The sequence below is a fragment of the Streptococcus mitis genome (genome assembly GCF_905187535.1).
Lineage (GTDB): Bacteria > Bacillota > Bacilli > Lactobacillales > Streptococcaceae > Streptococcus > Streptococcus mitis_BS.
In genome coordinates this window covers 67,334-87,652 of record NZ_CAJJIE010000004.1, presented here as the reverse complement: position 1 = coordinate 87,652, position 20,319 = coordinate 67,334, and the positions used below count along the sequence as shown (strand labels likewise).

The 20,319-nt window shown below is 42.1% G+C and carries 24 protein-coding genes; 20 read left to right on the top strand and 4 right to left on the bottom strand.

The genetic code is table 11. From position 1 onward, the window contains the following. Positions 1 to 203: 203 nt before the first annotated feature. The 4 genes from mnmA to mnmG all read left to right on the top strand — a co-directional run bounded on the left by mnmA (position 204) and on the right by mnmG (position 4,264). Positions 204 to 1,325 (top strand): tRNA 2-thiouridine(34) synthase MnmA, encoded by a 1,122-nt coding sequence (mnmA, locus tag JQ841_RS01560; protein ID WP_203179906.1) that lies wholly within the window; start codon positions 204 to 206, stop codon positions 1,323 to 1,325. Positions 1,326 to 1,465: 140 nt separating this feature from the next. Continuing rightward, complete coding sequence (locus JQ841_RS01555; RefSeq protein WP_203179905.1) at positions 1,466 to 1,921, top strand: NUDIX hydrolase; 456 nt, start codon at positions 1,466 to 1,468, stop codon at positions 1,919 to 1,921. Positions 1,922 to 1,929: 8 nt separating this feature from the next. Continuing rightward, positions 1,930 to 2,361, top strand: coding sequence for an NUDIX hydrolase (locus JQ841_RS01550; RefSeq protein WP_203179979.1), 432 nt, complete (start codon positions 1,930 to 1,932; stop codon positions 2,359 to 2,361). Then, positions 2,351 to 4,264: a tRNA uridine-5-carboxymethylaminomethyl(34) synthesis enzyme MnmG gene (gene mnmG, locus JQ841_RS01545; RefSeq protein ID WP_000221914.1), complete on the top strand. Its 1,914-nt coding sequence runs from the start codon at positions 2,351 to 2,353 to the stop codon at positions 4,262 to 4,264. The genes JQ841_RS01550 and mnmG overlap by 11 nt, the downstream gene beginning before the upstream one ends. 36 nt (positions 4,265 to 4,300) lie before the next feature. Here mnmG and rnjA read toward each other — a convergent pair whose 3' ends face one another. Both rnjA and JQ841_RS01535 read right to left on the bottom strand, forming a co-directional pair. Further along, a complete protein-coding gene (rnjA, locus tag JQ841_RS01540; protein WP_049551372.1) occupies positions 4,301 to 5,980 on the bottom strand; it encodes a ribonuclease J1 in 1,680 nt (559 codons plus the stop codon). Between the two features lies 1 nt (position 5,981). Further along, positions 5,982 to 6,215, bottom strand: coding sequence for a DNA-dependent RNA polymerase subunit epsilon (locus JQ841_RS01535; RefSeq protein ID WP_000639571.1), 234 nt, complete (start codon positions 6,213 to 6,215; stop codon positions 5,982 to 5,984). A gap of 277 nt (positions 6,216 to 6,492) precedes the next feature. On the opposite strand from JQ841_RS01535, the gene JQ841_RS01530 reads away from it, so the two are divergent. Then, positions 6,493 to 6,708, top strand: coding sequence for a hypothetical protein (locus JQ841_RS01530; protein ID WP_049500723.1), 216 nt, complete (start codon positions 6,493 to 6,495; stop codon positions 6,706 to 6,708). Between the two features lie 301 nt (positions 6,709 to 7,009). Here the strand turns inward: JQ841_RS01530 and cibB are convergent, their stop codons facing one another. After that, positions 7,010 to 7,162: a fratricide two-peptide bacteriocin subunit CibB gene (cibB, locus tag JQ841_RS01525; protein WP_000974044.1), complete on the bottom strand. Its 153-nt coding sequence runs from the start codon at positions 7,160 to 7,162 to the stop codon at positions 7,010 to 7,012. A gap of 1 nt (position 7,163) precedes the next feature. Beyond that, positions 7,164 to 7,349 carry a fratricide two-peptide bacteriocin subunit CibA gene (gene cibA / locus JQ841_RS01520; RefSeq protein WP_000180841.1) on the bottom strand — a complete coding sequence of 62 codons (186 nt, stop codon included), beginning with the start codon at positions 7,347 to 7,349 and terminating at the stop codon, positions 7,164 to 7,166. Between the two features lie 177 nt (positions 7,350 to 7,526). On the opposite strand from cibA, the gene tsaB reads away from it, so the two are divergent. The 15 genes from tsaB to JQ841_RS01445 all read left to right on the top strand — a co-directional run bounded on the left by tsaB (position 7,527) and on the right by JQ841_RS01445 (position 20,319). Next, positions 7,527 to 8,210 (top strand): tRNA (adenosine(37)-N6)-threonylcarbamoyltransferase complex dimerization subunit type 1 TsaB, encoded by a 684-nt coding sequence (gene tsaB, locus JQ841_RS01515; RefSeq protein ID WP_020901818.1) that lies wholly within the window; start codon positions 7,527 to 7,529, stop codon positions 8,208 to 8,210. Further along, positions 8,207 to 8,644 (top strand): ribosomal protein S18-alanine N-acetyltransferase, encoded by a 438-nt coding sequence (gene rimI, locus JQ841_RS01510; protein ID WP_020901819.1) that lies wholly within the window; start codon positions 8,207 to 8,209, stop codon positions 8,642 to 8,644. The genes tsaB and rimI overlap by 4 nt, the downstream gene beginning before the upstream one ends. After that, positions 8,634 to 9,644, top strand: coding sequence for a tRNA (adenosine(37)-N6)-threonylcarbamoyltransferase complex transferase subunit TsaD (gene tsaD / locus JQ841_RS01505; RefSeq protein WP_203179904.1), 1,011 nt, complete (start codon positions 8,634 to 8,636; stop codon positions 9,642 to 9,644). The genes rimI and tsaD overlap by 11 nt, the downstream gene beginning before the upstream one ends. A 103-nt stretch (positions 9,645 to 9,747) precedes the next feature. Next, complete coding sequence (locus JQ841_RS01500; RefSeq protein WP_203179903.1) at positions 9,748 to 10,611, top strand: Rgg/GadR/MutR family transcriptional regulator; 864 nt, start codon at positions 9,748 to 9,750, stop codon at positions 10,609 to 10,611. A gap of 230 nt (positions 10,612 to 10,841) precedes the next feature. Continuing rightward, a complete protein-coding gene (locus JQ841_RS01495; protein WP_004254985.1) occupies positions 10,842 to 11,126 on the top strand; it encodes a bacteriocin immunity protein in 285 nt (94 codons plus the stop codon). A 121-nt stretch (positions 11,127 to 11,247) separates the two neighbouring features. Continuing rightward, positions 11,248 to 12,474 carry an MFS transporter gene (locus JQ841_RS01490; RefSeq protein ID WP_203179902.1) on the top strand — a complete coding sequence of 409 codons (1,227 nt, stop codon included), beginning with the start codon at positions 11,248 to 11,250 and terminating at the stop codon, positions 12,472 to 12,474. Between the two features lie 143 nt (positions 12,475 to 12,617). Beyond that, positions 12,618 to 13,244, top strand: coding sequence for a TetR/AcrR family transcriptional regulator (locus JQ841_RS01485; protein WP_203179901.1), 627 nt, complete (start codon positions 12,618 to 12,620; stop codon positions 13,242 to 13,244). Then, positions 13,244 to 13,756, top strand: coding sequence for an HdeD family acid-resistance protein (locus JQ841_RS01480; RefSeq protein WP_000036821.1), 513 nt, complete (start codon positions 13,244 to 13,246; stop codon positions 13,754 to 13,756). Before JQ841_RS01485 ends, JQ841_RS01480 begins: the two co-directional genes overlap by 1 nt. 240 nt (positions 13,757 to 13,996) lie before the next feature. Continuing rightward, positions 13,997 to 14,692 carry an AzlC family ABC transporter permease gene (locus JQ841_RS01475; protein ID WP_000659743.1) on the top strand — a complete coding sequence of 232 codons (696 nt, stop codon included), beginning with the start codon at positions 13,997 to 13,999 and terminating at the stop codon, positions 14,690 to 14,692. After that, positions 14,682 to 15,005: an AzlD domain-containing protein gene (locus JQ841_RS01470; protein ID WP_000253937.1), complete on the top strand. Its 324-nt coding sequence runs from the start codon at positions 14,682 to 14,684 to the stop codon at positions 15,003 to 15,005. The genes JQ841_RS01475 and JQ841_RS01470 overlap by 11 nt, the downstream gene beginning before the upstream one ends. Before the next feature lie 254 nt (positions 15,006 to 15,259). Then, on the top strand, positions 15,260 to 16,090 hold the full coding sequence (locus JQ841_RS01465; RefSeq protein ID WP_049500712.1) for an amino acid ABC transporter substrate-binding protein: 831 nt from the start codon (positions 15,260 to 15,262) through the stop codon (positions 16,088 to 16,090). A 153-nt stretch (positions 16,091 to 16,243) separates the two neighbouring features. Then, positions 16,244 to 17,098 (top strand): MetQ/NlpA family ABC transporter substrate-binding protein, encoded by an 855-nt coding sequence (locus JQ841_RS01460; RefSeq protein WP_000694523.1) that lies wholly within the window; start codon positions 16,244 to 16,246, stop codon positions 17,096 to 17,098. 99 nt (positions 17,099 to 17,197) lie between these two features. Continuing rightward, the gene (locus JQ841_RS01455; protein ID WP_203179900.1) at positions 17,198 to 18,571 is read left to right on the top strand and encodes a M20 family metallopeptidase; all 1,374 of its coding nucleotides are present in this window, start codon (positions 17,198 to 17,200) and stop codon (positions 18,569 to 18,571) included. Continuing rightward, positions 18,564 to 19,625, top strand: coding sequence for a methionine ABC transporter ATP-binding protein (locus JQ841_RS01450; protein ID WP_203179899.1), 1,062 nt, complete (start codon positions 18,564 to 18,566; stop codon positions 19,623 to 19,625). The genes JQ841_RS01455 and JQ841_RS01450 overlap by 8 nt, the downstream gene beginning before the upstream one ends. Position 19,626: 1 nt before the next feature. Next, positions 19,627 to 20,319, top strand: coding sequence for a methionine ABC transporter permease (locus tag JQ841_RS01445; protein ID WP_000444647.1), 693 nt, complete (start codon positions 19,627 to 19,629; stop codon positions 20,317 to 20,319).

Here is a 20,319-nt window from a genome sequence, read left to right as displayed (position 1 = left end):
AATGAGCAGTAGAGGGATTAAGCTATAAATTACCCTCTTTTTAAGCAATTATATATGTATTTACAGAGAGGATTTTAGATTATCAGCCTCTTCCTTGTCTTCTCCAACCAAGCGTGTTATAATGAATACTGCTCAAGCGACCTTCAATCGTGAAGCACACACGACCTTCAATCGTGAATAAACGAATAGATGGGAGACTTACCATGAGTGATAACTCTAAAACACGTGTTGTTGTGGGGATGAGTGGTGGTGTTGATTCGTCGGTGACGGCTCTTTTGCTCAAGGAGCAGGGCTACGATGTGATCGGTATCTTCATGAAGAACTGGGATGACACAGATGAAAACGGCGTCTGTACGGCGACCGAAGATTACAAGGATGTGGCTGCGGTGGCAGACCAGATTGGCATTCCTTACTACTCTGTCAATTTTGAAAAAGAGTACTGGAATCGCGTTTTTGAGTATTTCCTAGCGGAATACCGTGCAGGGCGCACGCCAAATCCAGATGTTATGTGCAACAAGGAAATCAAGTTCAAGGCCTTTTTGGACTATGCAATGACCTTGGGAGCAGACTATGTAGCGACTGGTCACTATGCCCGAGTGGCGCGTGATGAAGATGGTACTGTTCATATGCTTCGCGGCGTGGACAATGGCAAGGACCAGACCTATTTCCTCAGCCAACTTTCGCAGGAACAACTCCAAAAGACCATGTTCCCCTTGGGACATTTGGAAAAGCCTGAAGTTCGCAGACTAGCAGAAGAAGCAGGTCTTGCTACTGCTAAGAAGAAAGACTCGACAGGGATTTGCTTTATCGGAGAAAAGAACTTTAAAAACTTTCTCAGCAACTACCTGCCAGCTCAGCCTGGCCGTATGATGACTGTGGATGGTCGCGATATGGGCGAGCATGCAGGCCTTATGTATTATACGATTGGTCAGCGTGGCGGGCTTGGTATCGGTGGACAACACGGTGGTGACAATGCCCCTTGGTTCGTTGTCGGAAAAGATCTGAGTAAGAATATTCTCTATGTCGGCCAAGGTTTCTACCATGATTCGCTCATGTCAACCAGTCTAGAGGCCAGTCAAGTTCGCTTTACTCGTGAGATGCCAGAGGAGTTTACGCTCGAATGTACGGCTAAATTCCGCTACCGTCAACCTGACTCTAAGGTGACTGTACATGTCAAAGGAGACAAGGCAGAAGTTATCTTTGCGGAACCACAACGCGCGATTACGCCAGGACAGGCAGTTGTCTTTTACGATGGCGAAGAGTGTCTAGGTGGCGGTTTGATTGACAATGCCTACCGCGATGGACAAGTTTGTCAGTACATTTAGATTGACAAATTTTCTCAATTTGCTACAATAATAAAAGCAATAGAAATGATGGTCAAAGCTCATGGATGTTGCAGGCTTTTTTGTCCTGCACTTCTTTGGAGTTTTGACTGTTTTTGTGTCGTTTAAGGGAAAGGACAAGAATGACTCAGCAAGACTTTCGGACAAAAGTGGGCAATACGGTTTTTGGCGTTCGGGCGACAGCCTTGATTGTCCAAAATCGCAAGCTTCTAGTTACCAAAGACAGGGGCAAGTATTACACTATCGGCGGTGCGATTCAAGTCAATGAAAGAACGGAAGACGCGGTAGTCCGTGAAGTTAGGGAAGAACTGGGTGTCAAAACTCAAGCTGGGCAGCTAGCTTTTGTGGTTGAAAATCGTTTTGAACAGGACGGTGTTTCCTATCACAATATCGAGTTTCATTATCTAGTGGACTTGCTTGAAGATGCCCCATTGACCATGCAGGAAGATGAAAAAACGCAACCCTGTGAGTGGATTGATTTGTATAAACTTGAGGATTTCCAGTTAGTTCCAGCCTTTCTAAAAACAGCCCTACCAGTTTGGGACGGCCAACTAAGACACATTCATCTTGAGGAATAGGAGAGAAAATAATGGTTAAGCTTATTGCTCATGTACTTGTTCATAGTGGTGAGGATTATTTGCTCATTCAGCGTTCGGAAATTAAAAGAGGACAACCCAACGTTTTTCCAACTTACTGGGATATTCCTGGTGGTGGGGTTGAAAAGGGTGAACTTCCACGAGATGGAGCTCTTAGAGAGTGTGTTGAAGAAGCGGGAGTTAGGCTAGATAGCAATTCGCTCAAACTTCTTCACGAAGATAGTCAACTGGATACCTCTAAGGATACTGTCTTTACTCGCTTAGTTTATAAAGCAGAGTGGGTTGGGGAGAAGCCAATTATCAGATTAGATCCTGAAGAGCATACACACTTTAAATGGGTTACTATGGATCAAGCTCTAGAGGAGGAAAAGATTGTTCCTTATTTGCGAGAAATTTTTGAAAGGTTAAGAAATGACATATAATTTTACCGAAGAATACGATATTATTGTAATTGGTGCGGGACACGCTGGGGTCGAGGCTTCTTTAGCCGCTAGCCGTATGGGCTGTAAGGTCTTGCTTGCGACCATCAATATTGAAATGCTGGCTTTTATGCCTTGTAATCCCTCTATCGGTGGTTCTGCCAAGGGGATTGTCGTGCGTGAAGTCGATGCCCTAGGTGGTGAGATGGCCAAAACCATTGACAAGACTTACATCCAGATGAAGATGCTCAACACAGGGAAGGGACCAGCTGTCCGTGCCCTTCGTGCGCAGGCTGATAAAGAGCTTTACTCTAAGGAAATGCGCAAGACAGTTGAAAATCAAGAAAATCTGACCCTTCGTCAGACCATGATTGATGAGATTTTGGTGGAAGATGGTAAGGTTGTCGGTGTCCGTACAGCAACCCATCAAGAATATGCTGCTAAGGCTGTTATCGTGACGACAGGGACGGCCCTCCGTGGGGAAATTATTATCGGAGACCTCAAGTACTCATCAGGTCCTAACCACAGCCTAGCTTCTATTAACCTTGCTGACAATCTCAAGGAATTGGGCCTCGAAATCGGTCGTTTCAAGACAGGGACTCCTCCACGTGTCAAGGCTTCTTCTATCAACTATGATGTGACAGAGATTCAGCCAGGAGATGAAGCACCGAATCACTTCTCCTACACTTCACGTGATGAGGATTATGTCAAGGACCAAGTGCCATGCTGGTTGACCTATACCAATGGTACCAGTCATGAGATAATCCAAAACAACCTCCATCGTGCGCCTATGTTTACAGGTGTGGTCAAGGGAGTGGGGCCTCGTTACTGTCCGTCAATTGAGGACAAGATTGTGCGCTTTGCGGACAAGGAACGCCACCAACTATTCCTTGAGCCAGAAGGACGCAATACAGAGGAAGTCTATGTTCAAGGACTTTCAACCAGTCTGCCTGAAGATGTCCAGCGTGAGTTGGTTCATTCTATCAAAGGTTTGGAAAATGCGGAGATGATGCGAACTGGTTATGCCATTGAGTATGATATGGTCTTGCCACACCAGTTGCGTGCAACTCTGGAAACCAAGAAAATCTCAGGACTTTTTACTGCTGGTCAGACAAATGGAACGTCAGGTTATGAAGAAGCTGCTGGCCAAGGGATTATCGCGGGTATCAATGCGGCTCTGAAAATCCAAGGCAAGCCTGAGTTGATTTTGAAGCGCAGTGACGGTTATATCGGGGTAATGATTGATGACTTGGTAACCAAGGGAACGATTGAACCTTACCGTCTATTGACCAGTCGAGCTGAATACCGCCTCATCCTTCGCCATGACAATGCTGATATGCGTTTGACTGAGATGGGACGCGAGATTGGACTTGTGGACGATGAACGTTGGGCTCGCTTTGAAATTAAGAAAAATCAATTTGACAATGAGATGAAGCGTCTAGACAGCATCAAACTAAAGCCAGTCAAGGAAACTAATGCCAAGGTTGAGGAGATGGGATTCAAGCCGTTGACAGATGCAGTGACAGCTAAGGAATTCCTTCGCCGTCCAGAAGTTTCTTATCAAGATGTGGTGGCCTTTATCGGACCAGCTGCAGAGGACTTGGATGACAAGATTATCGAATTGATTGAAACAGAAATCAAGTACGAAGGCTATATTTCAAAAGCCATGGATCAGGTAGCCAAGATGAAACGCATGGAAGAAAAACGTATTCCAGCCAATATTGACTGGGATGACATTGACTCCATTGCAACCGAAGCTCGTCAGAAGTTCAAACTTATCAACCCAGAAACCATCGGCCAAGCCAGTCGTATTTCGGGAGTAAATCCTGCAGATATTTCTATTTTAATGGTGTATCTTGAAGGTAAAAATCGTAGTATTTCTAAAAATCAAGAAAAGAAAGCATAGAGAAAAACAGCTCCGAAAACGGGGCTGTTTTATGATTTATTCTTCATCTGGCGTGAGGATCATCGGGATGATGATCGGTTCACGTTCTGTATTTTCATAAAGGAAGGGGCGAATAGCGTTGACAATGGCGCCATTGACAGATTGCACGCTAGCGTCCTTGTTTTTTAGTGCGATACGAATGGCATTGAAGAGGATACGCTGGCTTTGGCGAATCAAGTCGCCAGACTCTCTCATGTAGACAAAGCCTCGGCTGAGGATGTCTGGACCAGATAGAATCATCTGCGATTTGAAGTCAACAGTTGCGACTGCCAGAACGACACCGTCTTCAGATAGGTCACGACGGTCTTTGAGGACAGCGGCACCGATTTCACCGATACGATTTCCATCGACATAGATGTCTTGGGCGTTGAAATGACCTGCGATACGAGCAGAATCTGCAGTAAGGGCAAGCACATCGCCATTGCTCATGATAAAGATATTGTCCTTCTCAACACCAGTATCCACTGCTAGTCCAGCGTGGACCTTTTGCATGCGGTATTCACCGTGGACAGGCATGAAGTATTTTGGCTTAATCAAGCGGAGCATGAGTTTTTGCTCTTGCTGGCCACCGTGTCCAGATGTATGGATATTGTTAACCTTACCGTGGATAACTTCGACACCAGCTTCTGAAATAATATTGATCAGCTTGTTGACGCTAGTAGTGTTTCCAGGGATTGGACTTGAAGAGAAGATAACTGTATCACCAGGTTGGAGTTGTACCTGACGGTGGGTTCCGTTGGCGATACGAGAGAGGGCAGCCATCGGTTCCCCCTGACTACCTGTACAGAGGATGAGAACCTCGCCCGCAGGGTAGTCTTTAATTTCATTTGGCTCGATAAAGGTTCCCTTAGGAGCTTTGATGTAGCCAAGCTCGATTCCGTTGACAATGGCTTTTTCCATAGAGCGACCAAAGACCGCAATCTTGCGTCCAGTCTTAACAGCGGCTTCTGTCGCTTGCTGGAGACGGAAGATATTTGAGGCAAAGGATGCAAAGATGATACGTCCTTCAATGCCTTGGATAATCTTCATGATGGACTGGCCAACGACTTTTTCAGAGTTGGTAAAGGTTGGAATTTCTGCATTTGTCGAGTCAGACAGGAGACAGAGTACACCTTCTTCACCAAGCGCAGCCATACGGTGCAAATCTGCTGGTTCACCAACTGGTGTTAAGTCAAACTTGAAGTCACCCGTACAGACAATTTTCCCTTGAGGAGTATGAATGACAATCCCCAAAGGCTCTGGAATAGAGTGAGTCGTTCTAAAGAAAGTTGCCTTGAGATTTTTAAAGGTCAACTCAGTGTTGTGGTTGATTTCGTAAAGTTTGGCGTTGCGCAAGAGGCCGTGTTCTTCGAGTTTCCCACGGATCAAAGCCAAGGCAAGTGGTCCAGCATAGATAGGGACATTTGCTTGCTTGAGTAGGAAAGGAATCCCACCGATGTGGTCCTCGTGTCCGTGTGTGATTAAGACAGCCTTGACGCGGTCGATATTGTCCACGATGTATGAGTAGTCAGGAATGACATAGTCGATACCCAGCAAGTCATCTTCTGGGAATTTAATCCCAGCATCGACGATAACAATCTCGTCTTGGTATTCAATCCCGTAAGTGTTTTTCCCGATTTCTCCCAGACCACCGATGGCAAAAACGCCGACTTCTTCAGGTTTAAGAGTGTAGGCCATATTAGAACTCCGTAATTTCGAAGGCGCCAGTTTCTTTTTCGTAATCTAGCAATTTGTCAGACAAGAGTTCGATATACTCGATATTGTACTCTGGGCGATTTTCTTCGACAAGTTGGCGAGCAGCGATACGGCCCTCAAGTTCTGAGTTAGCATCGATGTCTAGGTATAGTGCGCGTGTTGTTTCACGGCGTGGGCTACGTTCTTTTGTTTCTTGATAAAAAACTTTGTAAATCATATAGTTCCTTTCTATTTACAGGTCAGCTTATTCCAAACTTTTAGCAGAGAATTGCTTGATTTCATTCCATTTTTGTCTAGATTGACCTTGATTCGTTACAATTATTTCAATTATACCACAAAATGAAAAATTAGTAAAAGACGGAAACGAGAAAGTCATAGGGTTACTCGTTGGTAAGCGTTTGCAAAAATAAAGAAAATATGTTATTTTGATAATGGAAGTGGAATTTATCATTTGTCACAATTCCCTATAGTTTTTAAGTCAAGGAGGTTGCCCTATGTATAATTTATTTGCTTTTGCTATCGGAGCTCGCTTAGTAGCTTTTATTGTTTTTGTTGCTTGCGTTTATGGAGGGAATCTTCTATTTGCCAAACTGGAACAACGACAAACCAAGTTCTTGTGGAAAATTACCTTTGTGACTCTCTACTCGCTTTTTCTCCTCCTCGTAACCTATGTAGTTTGGTTTATATTTTACTTTGGATTAAATGCTTAGATGCCCTGCTCTGCTGGGGTATTTTTGTTTGGGGGCAAAGAAAATTCCACCCCATCTATCAAGATGAGGTGGTCTTTGCATTTTTCTAAAATGACATGACAATGGAATTTTCAGAGCTTATTAGCTTTATATTAATGATTCTTCTGCTCAAAAATAGAGTTGAAGACTAAAAACAAAACAATACAAACAGATAAATCGATTGGTAAAGGGATAGTAGTAATGTTTAAATCATTGAGAATGCTGAGCAAACTATAAGAGATAAAGATAATAAAATTTATCCTTCTAAAAATGTGTTTTTTATCTAGCATGACTTACCAAACTTTTTACGAAGGTCTTTTCCAATGGTATAACCTGCCATAAATAAAGCGATACCAACACCTACACCAAAACCACCCTTTATTTCTTGCAATTCCTTATTAGAAATTTCACAATAGTTGTTCAAATCTTTCATCATATTAATCTCCTCCTAAAAAATAACCAGCTGCCAAACCAGAACCTATAAGTGCTGTTCCACCTGCAATAGCTTTCCAAGATACTGCTACTCCAAAGATAACCAAGGGAGCGAGACCGCCATCAATATCTGATAATTCATTTTCAGATAAGGATAAAAATTGATTGTCAAGAACGTCAAAATTTGTCATTGAACTTTCCTCCTTTTTTCTTGTTCACTTTTATATTCGGAAAAGAAAAGGAAAAGTGAGCATTTTTTAAATTATTTTTTAGCTAAGTATAGGCATTTTTGTTTGGGGGCAAAGAAAATTCCCATGTGCCAGCTTTTGTAGTATAATAGTAAGCAGACAAAAAGATAGGAATGTGTTATGAAAGTATTAGCTTTTGATACGTCCAGCAAGGCTCTTTCTCTCGCTATTTTAGAGGACAAGCAGGTTCTTGCCGAGACGACGATTAATATTAAGAAAAATCACAGTATTACCCTTATGCCTGCCATCGATTTTTTGATGGCAAGTTTGGATTGGACACCCAAGGATTTGGACCGAATCGTGGTGGCGGAAGGGCCAGGTAGCTACACAGGTTTGCGAATCGCGGTAGCAACTGCCAAGACTTTGGCTCATACCCTGAACATTGAGTTAGTTGGTATGTCTAGCCTCTTGGCTCTGGTGCCCTACCAACAAGAAGGCTTGTTCGTTCCCTTGATGGATGCGCGTCGCAACAATGTTTATGCAGGATTTTATGAAAATGCCAAACCTGTCATGCCAGAAGCGCACCTATCTTTTGAAGAGGTGTTAGAGAAAGTTAAGGGTGCTAGTCAGGTAACCTTTGTCGGAGAAGTTGCCCCCTTTGTGGAGCAGATTCAAGAACACTTGCCAAGGACTAATTACAAAGAAACCTTGCCTAATGCAGCCAATCTTGCTCTTTTGGCTTGGGACAAGGAAGCAGACTCCTTGCATGATTTTGTGCCGAACTACCTCAAGCGTGTTGAGGCTGAGGAAAACTGGCTCAAGAACCATACCGAGTCTGGTAAGTCCTACATTAAACGCCTATGATAGAAATCAAACGAACTCACCAGCAACCTGATCTGGCTCAAGCCATCTACGCTGTTATGATAGCTGTTTACCCAGTCAGTCCTTGGACGCTGGAACAAATCCAAGCAGACCTGTCCCAAGACCAGACTTGGTATGCTCTAGCTTATGATGGGGAAGAAGTGATTGGCTTTCTAGCTGTGCAGGAGAATCTTTTTGAGGCAGAAGTCCTGCAAATCGCTGTCAAACAAACCTATCAGGGTCAGGGAATTGCATCAGCCTTGTTTGCTCAATTGCCGACAGACAAGGAGATTTTCCTCGAAGTCAGAAAGTCAAATCACCGAGCACAAGCATTTTACAAGAAAGAAAAGATGGCAGTCATCGCTGAGCGAAAGGCCTACTACCATGACCCAGTCGAGGATGCCATTATCATGAAGAGAGAAATAGATGAAGGATAGATATATTTTAGCATTTGAGACATCCTGTGATGAGACCAGTGTCGCCGTCTTGAAAAACGACGATGAGCTCTTGTCTAATGTCATTGCTAGTCAAATTGAGAGCCACAAACGTTTTGGGGGCGTAGTGCCAGAAGTAGCCAGTCGTCACCATGTCGAGGTCATTACAGCCTGTATCGAGGAGGCTCTAGCAGAAGCAGGGATTACCGAAGAGGACGTAACAGCTGTGGCGGTTACCTATGGACCTGGCTTGGTGGGAGCTTTACTAGTTGGTTTATCAGCTGCTAAGGCCTTTGCTTGGGCACATGGACTTCCGCTGATTCCCGTTAACCACATGGCTGGTCACCTTATGGCAGCTCAGAGCGTGGAGCCTTTGGAGTTTCCCTTGCTAGCCCTCTTGGTCAGCGGTGGACACACAGAGTTGGTTTATGTTTCGGAGGCTGGTGACTACAAGATTGTTGGGGAAACGCGAGATGACGCGGTTGGTGAGGCCTATGATAAGGTCGGCCGTGTCATGGGCTTGACCTATCCTGCCGGTCGTGAGATTGACGAGCTGGCTCATCAGGGGCAGGATATTTATGACTTTCCTCGTGCCATGATTAAGGAAGATAATCTGGAGTTTTCATTCTCAGGTTTGAAATCTGCCTTTATCAATCTTCACCATAATGCCGAGCAAAAGGGAGAAAGTCTGTCTACAGAGGACTTGTGTGCATCCTTCCAAGCAGCTGTCCTGGATATTCTCATGGCAAAAACTAAGAAGGCTTTGGAGAAATACCCTGTTAAAACTCTAGTCGTGGCAGGTGGTGTGGCAGCCAATAAAGGTCTCAGAGAACGCCTAGCAACCGAAATCGCAGATGTCAAGGTCATCATTCCACCTCTGCGCCTCTGCGGAGACAATGCAGGTATGATTGCCTATGCCAGCGTCAGCGAATGGAACAAAGAAAACTTTGCAAGCTTGGACCTCAATGCCAAACCAAGTCTCGCTTTTGATACCATGGAATAAAGAGTCAGCTTAGGGCTGGCTTTTTTGCTCTCTTAAATGTCAGAATATTTTGACAAATAATTGTGAATAATGATATACTATATAAAAAATAGGAGGTGGTCAGATGATTGGGAGAATGGAATTGGGGGAATTTTACAAGGAATTACGTTTGGCTAGAAAGCTCAAGCAGTCAGATGTGGCTTGTGCTGGTCTAACAGCCTCTCAGTTGTCCAAGTTTGAACTAGGGCAGTCTATGCTATCTGCGGATAAGTTGATCCTAGCCATCCAAGGGATCAATATGAATTTTGATGAGTTTGGTCATAAGCTAAACAATTATCAAGAATCCCTACATATGCAGATTGGTAGAAAGGTTGTGGATCGCTTTGCCCACCAAGATATAGCTGGTTTAGAGCAACTGTTGGAGGAAGTCGAGCAAGAACAGATGGCAGAGACCTATCGTCGTTTGAATGCCATTGTAATTAAAAACGCACTCCATTCCTTAAATAAGAACTATCCATTAGTAAAAGAAGATAGCGAGTTTTTGACTATCTATCTCTATGCTATTGAGTCTTGGACCTGGTTTGAACTCTATCTCTTTTGCAATACCATGCCCTTCTTGAGCAATCAAGATTTGATATTTTTATCGACCGCTTTAATTGAGAAATCTAGGGAATTTAAAGAGTTGGTACATAATCGATTGTATATGAAAAGTGGATTTCTGAATATTATATCAGAACTCATGGAGCGTAAACTTTTCTCTTATATCCCAATTTTTGAAGCTGAGCTAGAGAGCATGCTTCGTCCATACGATGTTTTTGAAAAAGTATTGTGGCAGTTTTTAAAGAAAATGAAGATTTTCCTTCAAACCAAAGGAAGCAATCAAAAAGAGATTGAAAGATTTATCCAATCTCTGCAAGTATTAGAAAATCCACAATTGCTAGCCCTCTTCGAATTGCGTTTGAAGCAATACAAAGAACTTATTGAGTAGTCAACAATTGCAAATCTGAAATTTCTATAAGAAAAAATATCAAATATGCGATTTTCTAAAATAAGCTAATTTTCGTGTTATACTATCCTTGTAAAGCACTTCAAGCAGATCCTAAGTCGCAGAAGTGGTTTATAGATGGGAATTCGTACAGTATATGTTTAATTATGAGCATACTGTAAATGGCTGGACTAAAAGTGAAACTTGGCGTCCTAGATAAAATGAGGTAAACGATGGAAAAACAAAGTCAGTTACAAATGTTAATTCATTCCCTATACAATAATAAAGAAATTAGCTTGACGGAAGAATTTAGGAAGCAATTGCTGGAAACAGCAAAACAGTTCTCTAGTACTAATGAAGATTTGTTAGCTGTACGTCTTTCTTTTGCCGTCTCTAAAGAATTGTTGAGCTTTAAAGGTGAACCGCCGACAGAGTTGTTGGATTTAGCAAAATTTGTCCAAAAGAAAGAAGCTAAATACAAGCAGGGAATAGTGTGGTCTGGTATTTTTAAGATATGATTTATTATAAAATACGGCATGAACATCATATAATGGATGAATCTGAATATGAGCAAGGCTTGGAGTTCAATATTAAACCAAGTCTTGTTTTCTATACACTGGAACTTTAAAAGGAGTTGTGATGAAAGTATTTCTTCAAAATAGAAATTTTAGGCAATTAACCATCAACCAGTGGATTTCAACGGTTGGGGATACGATTTTTTATCTGGCCTTTTTGAATTATGTGGCAGATGCATCTTTTGCCCCTTTGGCGATTTTACTGATCACGATTTCAGAAACCCTTCCTCAAGTTCTGCAAATCTTTCTGGGAGTTTTGGCGGATTTTCAACATCATCGTGTCCTAAAATATACAATGATTAGTTTTGCAAAATTTTTGCTTTACTCTATCGTTTCTTTATCACTTTCAGGGCAGTCCTTTTCCTTGTTATTAGTAGCATTTATTTGTCTGATTAACCTCTTATCTGACACATTGAGTTATTTTTCAGGCGCCATGCTCACTCCGATTTTCATTAGAATTATTGGGCAAGACCATCTGGCAGAAGCTATTGGATTTAAACAGTCAACTGTTAGTTTAGTGAAAACAATCAGTAATATTCTAGGAGGAGTCTTACTAGGTATTCTATCTATCCAGTCTATTTCCTTACTGAATGCTCTGACCTTTTTAATCGCATTTTTAGGTATTCTTTTCATAAAAACAGACCTCTTGAAAGTAGAAAAAACGATTAGCTATCAAGAAGGACTCTCTGTAAAATCCTTTTGCCAGCATCTGCTCCAATCATCAAAATTGATATGGAATATGAATAAGATGCTCTTGGTTTTGTTTATTATCTCTATTAGTCAAGCAGTGATAAATGTTACAGTTCCTGTTTCTACTCTGTTTTTGAGGAATCAGCCCTTTTTGAATTTACAAACAGGTCAATCTCTTGCCTTGTTATCCACCCTTGAATTGTCAGCCCTTATTGTCGGAAGCCTTGTGAGTGGCTATCTGAAGAATACAATCTCCATAAAACTAGCCCTATATGCCTCGCTTATTATCCAATTACTCCTTTTAGTTGGCTTTGTGGCAGTTCGTTTTGACTGGATTCTTATCTTTAGTGCCTTGGATGCCTTTTTCGCAGGTATCCTCTCTCCTCGATTACAGGAACTCATTTTTAAACAAATACCTGAGGAGTCAATGGGAGCAGTTCAATCCTCTATCGGTGCCATTACAGTTGTTTTACCTAGCTTATTTACAATAGCTTTGGTAACCATTGCTACTAGCTTTGGAACTCTGGCAGTTAGCTTTGTTTTATTGCTATTTCTTCTAGCTGCCTTTATCATACTCTTGAATATCCGTGAAAACATTTAGCGAAGAATGTGTATATTATATGTTTGAGACTGGATTCCAGTCTGTTTATGATGGCTACAATCAGCAGACTGTTAAATTTTTGAGAAAGTTGCTTGACATTTCAGACCAATCGGTTTATAATTAAAAAATGTAGAGATAAATACATGAGAAAAGAAGAAAAAACAAGACTACGAAGAGAGAAAATCATTACCGCTGCTTTGTTTGAATTTGCTACAAAAGGCTATCAAGGTTTTGTCATCAATGAACTTTGTAAAGTGGATGGTATTTCCAAAGGAGTTTTGTATCATAATTTTTCAGGGAAATCAGACCTCCATCTAACTTGTTTTCAGGAGAGTTTTGAGAAAGCTTTGGCAGTGTTTCTGGGGGTGGAAGGTCAAGTGCCCTCCTTAGCTGATTATATGGAAAGACGTCACCAATTTTATCAGCAATACCCAGAACATAGCCACATTTTCTTTGAGGCAATGATTGCGACACCAGAAGAATTGGAAGCAGACATTGCACCACAGAAAGCTATCTTTTTGGACTTGAATGAACAAGTTTGTCAAAAACTTATATCAGAATCCAAACTGAAAGAGCATATTGATGAGAAACGAGCTATGGACTATCTGCGATTGATTCAGGATATGTTTCGTTCCTATTATTTAACTGTTTCGTCAGATAGCAGTTTGCCTGACTTGGTTTCAGGATATGAACATCAATTATCACAGGTTTTGGATATGATGATTTATGGAATACTAGAGGAAGATTCCTCTAAAAAAGGAGAAAAATAATGTCGAAAATTTGGAAATGGTTGTTACTAATTGCGGGTATTTTTGCAGTTTTTGTAGGTTTTAATATGTTTGCACATCCTCTTATTAGCTTGGCTTCCATGACTTTCTGGTTTGCACTTGTATTTGCAGTTCAAGGGATTTCTGAGATTGTACAATACTTCAAATCAGAAGAAAAGCATGGCTGGAATTTATTTGGAGGAATTGTTACCCTCATCCTCGCTCTTACCTTGTTCTCAGGTAGCTTTATTGAAATGGTAACATTTGTACCATTTATCATTTCTTTATGGGCCTTGACAAATGGTATTACAAAAACTATCGTTGGTTTCAAGGTTCGTAAGACGGATAAATCGGTAGGTACCCCTCTAGTTTGGATGGGGATTTTAGGAATCGTAGCAGGTTTAATCATGATGGGACACCCATTGATGACCGGTCTCTATATTAGTTACACCATTGCCTTTGTCTTTATTTATCAAGGTATTGTGGCAATTGTTCAATTCTTCAAGATTAAATAAGAATAAAATGGAGTCTGTCTGATTACAATCAGCAGACTTTTTTCTCTTTCCTGAATGTGTTATAATAGTCCATGCTATGGCTGGAGCCTTTTCAGCCTACTTATACTCTTCGAAAATCTCTTCAAACTGCGTCAGCTTCTATCTGCAACCTCAAAACAATGTTTTGAGCAACCTGTGGCCAGCTTTCTAGTTTGCTCTTTGATTTTCATTGAGTATTATTAAGACAATATGAGGAGAAAGATGAAAGAAAAAGGATTTTGGGAGGGGGCGCAGGCGGCCATGCCAACGGCCCTTGGTTATGTCAGTATTGGCTTGGCCTGTGGGATTATTGGTGCGCCCTATGTGACACCTGTTGAGATGGGCTTGATGAGCCTCTTTGTTTATGCTGGGAGCGCCCAGTTTGCCATGTTGGCACTGATTGCGGTTCAAGCACCTGTGGCAGCTATTGCTATGACGGTCTTTTTGATTAATTTGCGTCTCTTTTTGTTGAGTTTGCATGCGTCAACCTATTTCCGTCATACCAGTCTCTGGCAAAATATCGGTATGTCTAGTCTCTTGACGGATGAGACTTATGGCGTTTTGATGGGCGAGTTAGCCCATACAGACAAGGTCAATCCTATGTGGATGCACGGAAACAATCTCAACAGCTATGTGGCTTGGTTTGTGGGAACAGTTGTCGGAACGGCTCTGGGTGGTCTGCTGCCAAATCCAGAAATCTTTGGCTTGGATTTTGCCCTGGTTGGGATGTTCATTGGAATTTTTGCTTCGCAATTCCAGATTATGCAAAGACGGATTCCTGTCCGCAATCTGCTCATTATCCTAGCAGTTGTTGCGGTGTCCTTCTTTTTACTCTTAACAGTGGTGTCTCAGTCGCTAGCTGTTCTGTTTGCGACCTTGCTAGGTTGTACAATGGGGGTGGTTTTAGATGGTCAGTAAGTATCTTTTATTAGCAGTTATTTTCTCTGGCTTGGTGACTTGGATTCCCCGTATGATTCCCTTCATCTTGGTCAAGTATAAGGGCTTGCCTGCAATCGTTGAGCGTTTTTTGAAATTCTTGCCTGTTTCTATTATCTTTGCCTTGATTCTTTCAAGCGTAGTGACAGGCAAGGTTGGGAGTCTTCCTCAAATCAAATGGCTGGACTTCTTAGCAGTCTTTCCAACGGCTTGGGTAGCCTTTCGCTACCGCAATCTAGTTGGAACAGTTCTCTTTGGAGTGGTCTTAACTGCAGTCTTGCGTTTGGTCTTTTAATACTCTTCGAAAATCTCTTCAAACCACGTCAGCGTCGCCTTACCGTATATATGTTACTGACTTCGTCAGTTCTATCTACAACCTCAAAGCAGTGCTTTGAGCAACCTGCGGCTAGCTTCCTAGTTTGCTCTTTGATTTTCATTGAGTATAAATCAGCCATAAAGAAAACCTATCACAGAGATAGATATCATATAATGGCGCAAATGGTCTTTTTCTGTTAAGATTATAAGGTATTCTATTTTGGAGGAAATGACATGAAAAAAATCGTTAAATACTCATCTCTTGCTGCCCTAGGGCTTGTTGCTGCAGGTGTACTAGCAGCTTGCTCAGGTGGTGCTAAGAAAGAGGGAGAAGCAGCTAGCAAGAAAGAAATTATCGTTGCAACTAATGCTACACCAAAACCATTCAACTATGAAGAAAATGGCGAATTGACTGGTTACGAAATTGAAGTGGTTCGCGCTATCTTTAAAGACTCTGACAAGTATGATGTCAAGTTTGAGAAGACAGAGTGGTCAGGAGTCTTTGCAGGACTTGATGCTGACCGTTACAATATGGCTGTTAGCAACATCAGCTACACTAAAGAACGTGCTGAAAAATACCTTTATGCAGCTCCAACTGCTAAAAACCCTAACGTTCTTGTAGTGAAAAAAGATGACCCTAGCATTAAATCGCTTGATGATATCGGTGGAAAATCAACAGAAGTTGTTCAAGGGACAACATCTGCTAAACAGCTAGAAGACTACAACAAACAACATTCAGATAATCCAACTGTCCTAAAGTATACTAAAGCGGACTTCCAACAAATCATGGGACGCTTGAGCGATGGCCAGTTTGACTATAAGATTTTTGATAAAATCGGTGTTGAAACAGTCATCAAAGACCAAGGTTTGGACAACTTGAAAGTTATTGAACTTCCAAGCGACCAACAACCTTACGTTTACCCACTTCTTGCTAAAGGTCAAGATGAGTTGAAATCATTTGTAGATAAACGTATCCAAGAACTCTACAAAGACGGAACGCTTGAAAAGTTGTCTAAACAATTCTTCGGAGACACTTACCTACCAGCAGAAGCTGATATTAAATAATTTTTTGAAATCATCCATTCTGAATAAGGTGGATGATTTCTCAGTTTTTAAGGATATAGTTTTAAACTATATATCTGACTATCTAATAACAATTTGTGAAATCAAATAAATTGTGAGATACTAGTACGGTATTATTTTTAAGGAGAAAGAATCATGAAAATCAAAAAATGGCTTGGTGTAGCAGCTCTTGCTACAGTCGCAGGTTTGGCTCTTGCAGCTTGCGGAAACTCAGAAAAGAAAGCAGACAATGCAACAACTATCAAAATCGCAACTGTTAACCGTAGCGGTTCTGAAGAAAAACGTTGGGACAAAATCCAAGAATTGGTTAAAAAAGATGGTATTACCTTGGAATTTACAGAGTTCACAGACTACTCACAACCAAACAAGGCAACTGCTGATGGCGAAGTAGATTTGAACGCTTTCCAACACTATAACTTCTTGAACAACTGGAACAAAGAAAACGGAAAAGACCTTGTAGCGATTGCAGATACTTACATCTCTCCAATCCGTCTTTACTCAGGTTTGAATGGAAGTGACAACAAGTACACTAAAGTAGAAGACATCCCAGCAAACGGAGAAATCGCTGTACCAAACGACGCTACAAACGAAAGTCGTGCACTTTACTTGCTTCAATCAGCTGGCTTGATTAAATTGGATGTTTCTGGAACTGCTCTTGCAACAGTTGCTAACATCAAAGAAAATCCAAAGAACTTGAAAATCACTGAATTGGATGCTAGCCAAACAGCTCGTTCATTGTCATCAGTTGACGCTGCCGTTGTAAACAATACCTTCGTTACAGAAGCAAAATTGGACTACAAGAAAGCACTTTTCAAAGAACAAGCTGATGAAAATTCAAAACAATGGTACAACATCATCGTTGCGAAAAAAGATTGGGAAACATCACCAAAAGCTGATGCTATCAAGAAAGTGATCGCAGCTTACCACACAGATGACGTGAAAAAAGTTATCGAAGAAACATCAGACGGTTTGGATCAACCAGTTTGGTAATAAGAAACAGGGAGGTGGGAGAGAAAATTCCACCTCTTGCTTTTGTATAGAGCATGGATTGTAAAGAAGACTATAGGTTCATAGAAAGGTAGAGAGAATATGGTTTTTCCTAGCGAACAAGAACAGATTGAAAAATTTGAAAAGGATCATGTGGCCCAGCATTATTTTGAGGTTTTGCGTACCTTGATTTCTAAGAAGTCGGTCTTTGCCCAACAGGTTGGACTTAAGGAAGTCGCCAACTATCTGGGTGAGATTTTCAAACGTGTTGGGGCTGAAGTGGAGATTGATGAGACTTATACGGCTCCCTTAGTCATGGCGCATTTCAAGAGTTCGCGCCCAGATGCTAAGACCTTGATTTTCTATAACCACTATGACACTGTGCCAGCGGACGGGGATCAGGTCTGGACAGAGGATCCTTTTACGCTTTCGGTGCGCAATGGCTTCATGTATGGGCGTGGGGTTGATGATGATAAGGGTCATATCACAGCTCGTTTGAGTGCTTTGAGAAAATACATGCAACACCATGATGACCTGCCTGTCAATATCAGTTTTATCATGGAGGGAGCGGAGGAATCGGCTTCGACAGACCTAGATAAGTATCTAGAAAAGCATGCGGATAAACTCCGTGGTGCGGATTTATTGGTCTGGGAACAAGGAACCAAAAATGCTTTGGAGCAGTTAGAAATTTCTGGTGGAAACAAGGGGATTGTGACCTTTGATGCCAAGGTGAAAAGCGCTGATGTGGATATCCATTCTAGTTATGGTGGGGTTGTGGAATCAGCTCCTTGGTACCTCCTTCAAGCCTTACAGTCTCTTCGTGCGGCAGATGGACGTATCTTGGTTGAAGGCTTGTATGAAGAAGTACAAGAGCCAAATGAACGGGAATTGTCCTTGGTGGATACCTACGCTCAACGAAATCCTGGGGAAATCAGCCAGATTTATGGTTTGGAATTGCCTCTTTTACAAGAGGATCGTGCAGCCTTTCTAAAACGTTTCTTTTTTGAACCAGCCCTTAATATCGAAGGGATTCAGTCAGGTTATCAAGGGCAAGGAGTTAAAACGATTTTGCCTGCAGAAGCTAGTGCCAAGCTAGAAGTTCGTTTGGTTCCTGGCTTAGAACCGCATGATGTTCTGGAAAAAATTCGGAAACAGCTAGACAAAAATGGCTTTGATAAGGTAGAATTATACTATACCTTGGGAGAGATGAGCTATCGAAGCGATATGAGCGCGCCAGCTATTCTTAATGTAATCGAGTTGGCCAAGAAATTCTATCCACAGGGCGTTTCAGTCTTGCCGACTACAGCAGGCACTGGGCCTATGCATACGGTATTTGACGCCCTAGAGGTGCCAATGGTGGCCTTCGGTCTAGGAAATGCTAATAGCCGGGACCACGGTGGAGATGAGAACGTGAGAATCGCCGATTACTACACCCATATTGAATTAGTAGAGGAGCTGATTAGAAGCTATGAGTAGAGATATTATCAAGTTAGATCAGATCGATGTGACTTTTCATCAAAAGAAGAGAACCATCACAGCGGTCAAGGATGTGACCATTCACATCCAAGAAGGGGATATCTACGGAATCGTTGGATATTCTGGAGCAGGGAAATCAACCCTTGTACGGGTGATTAACCTCTTGCAAAAACCATCTGCAGGGAAAATTACCATTGACGATGATGTGATTTTTGATGGCAAGGTGACTTTGACGACCGAGCAGTTGCGTCGTAAACGTCAGGATATCGGAATGATTTTCCAGCATTTTAACCTGATGAGTCAAAAGACGGCAGAGGAGAATGTAGCCTTTGCCCTTAAACACTCTGGACTCAGCAAGGAAGAAAAGAAGGCTAAAGTAGCTAAGTTGTTGGACTTGGTTGGCTTGGCAGACCGTGCTGAAAACTACCCTTCACAACTATCTGGAGGGCAAAAACAGCGTGTGGCCATTGCGCGTGCCTTGGCCAATGATCCGAAAATCTTGATTTCAGACGAATCAACTTCTGCGCTTGATCCGAAGACAACCAAGCAAATTTTGGCCTTGTTGCAAGATTTGAACCAAAAATTAGGTTTGACCGTTGTCTTGATTACGCATGAAATGCAGATTGTCAAAGATATTGCCAACCGTGTAGCAGTCATGCAGGACGGGCATTTGATTGAGGAGGGTAGTGTTCTTGAAATCTTCTCAGATCCTAAACAACCTTTGACTCAAGACTTTATCTCAACAGCTACAGGTATTGACGAAGCCATGGTCAAAATCGAGAAGCAAGAAATCGTAGAACACTTGTCTGAAAACAGTCTTTTAGTGCAACTCAAGTATGCAGGTGCTTCGACAGACGAGCCACTTTTGAATGAATTGTACAAACATTACCAAGTAACGGCTAATATCCTCTATGGCAATATCGAAATCCTCGATGGCACTCCTGTTGGAGAATTAGTTGTGGTCTTGTCGGGTGAAAAAGTAGCGCTAGCAGGTGCCCAAGAAGCCATTCGTCAAGCAGGCGTACAACTAAAAGTATTGAAGGGAGGACAGTAAGATGGAATCATTGATTCAAACCTATTTGCCAAATGTCTATAAGATGGGCTGGGCTGGTCAAGCAGGCTGGGGAACAGCCATCTACCTAACCCTTTATATGACAGTTCTTTCCTTCATCATCGGAGGTTTCTTGGGGCTAGTGGCAGGTCTCTTCCTTGTCTTGACAGCGCCAGGTGGTGTCTTGGAAAATAAGGTCGTTTTCTGGATTTTGGATAAGATTACCTCTATTTTCCGTGCGGTGCCATTTATCATCCTCTTGGCAGTCTTGTCACCCTTCTCCCATTTAATCGTAGGGACAAGCATTGGTCCAAATGCGGCTATCGTACCGCTATCTTTTGCGGTATTTGCCTTCTTTGCCCGTCAAGTACAGGTGGTATTGGCTGAGCTAGATGGTGGTGTCATTGAGGCGGCTCAAGCTAGCGGAGCGACATTCTGGGACATCGTGGGTGTTTACCTATCAGAAGGTCTTCCAGATTTGATCCGTGTGACAACTGTGACATTGATTTCCCTTGTTGGGGAAACAGCTATGGCGGGAGCGGTCGGAGCAGGTGGTATTGGTAACGTAGCTATCGCCTATGGATTTAACCGCTACAATCACGATGTGACTATCTTGGCAACCATCATTATCATTTTGATTATCTTTGCGATCCAATTCTTGGGAGATTTCTTGACTAAGAAATTGAGTCATAAATAA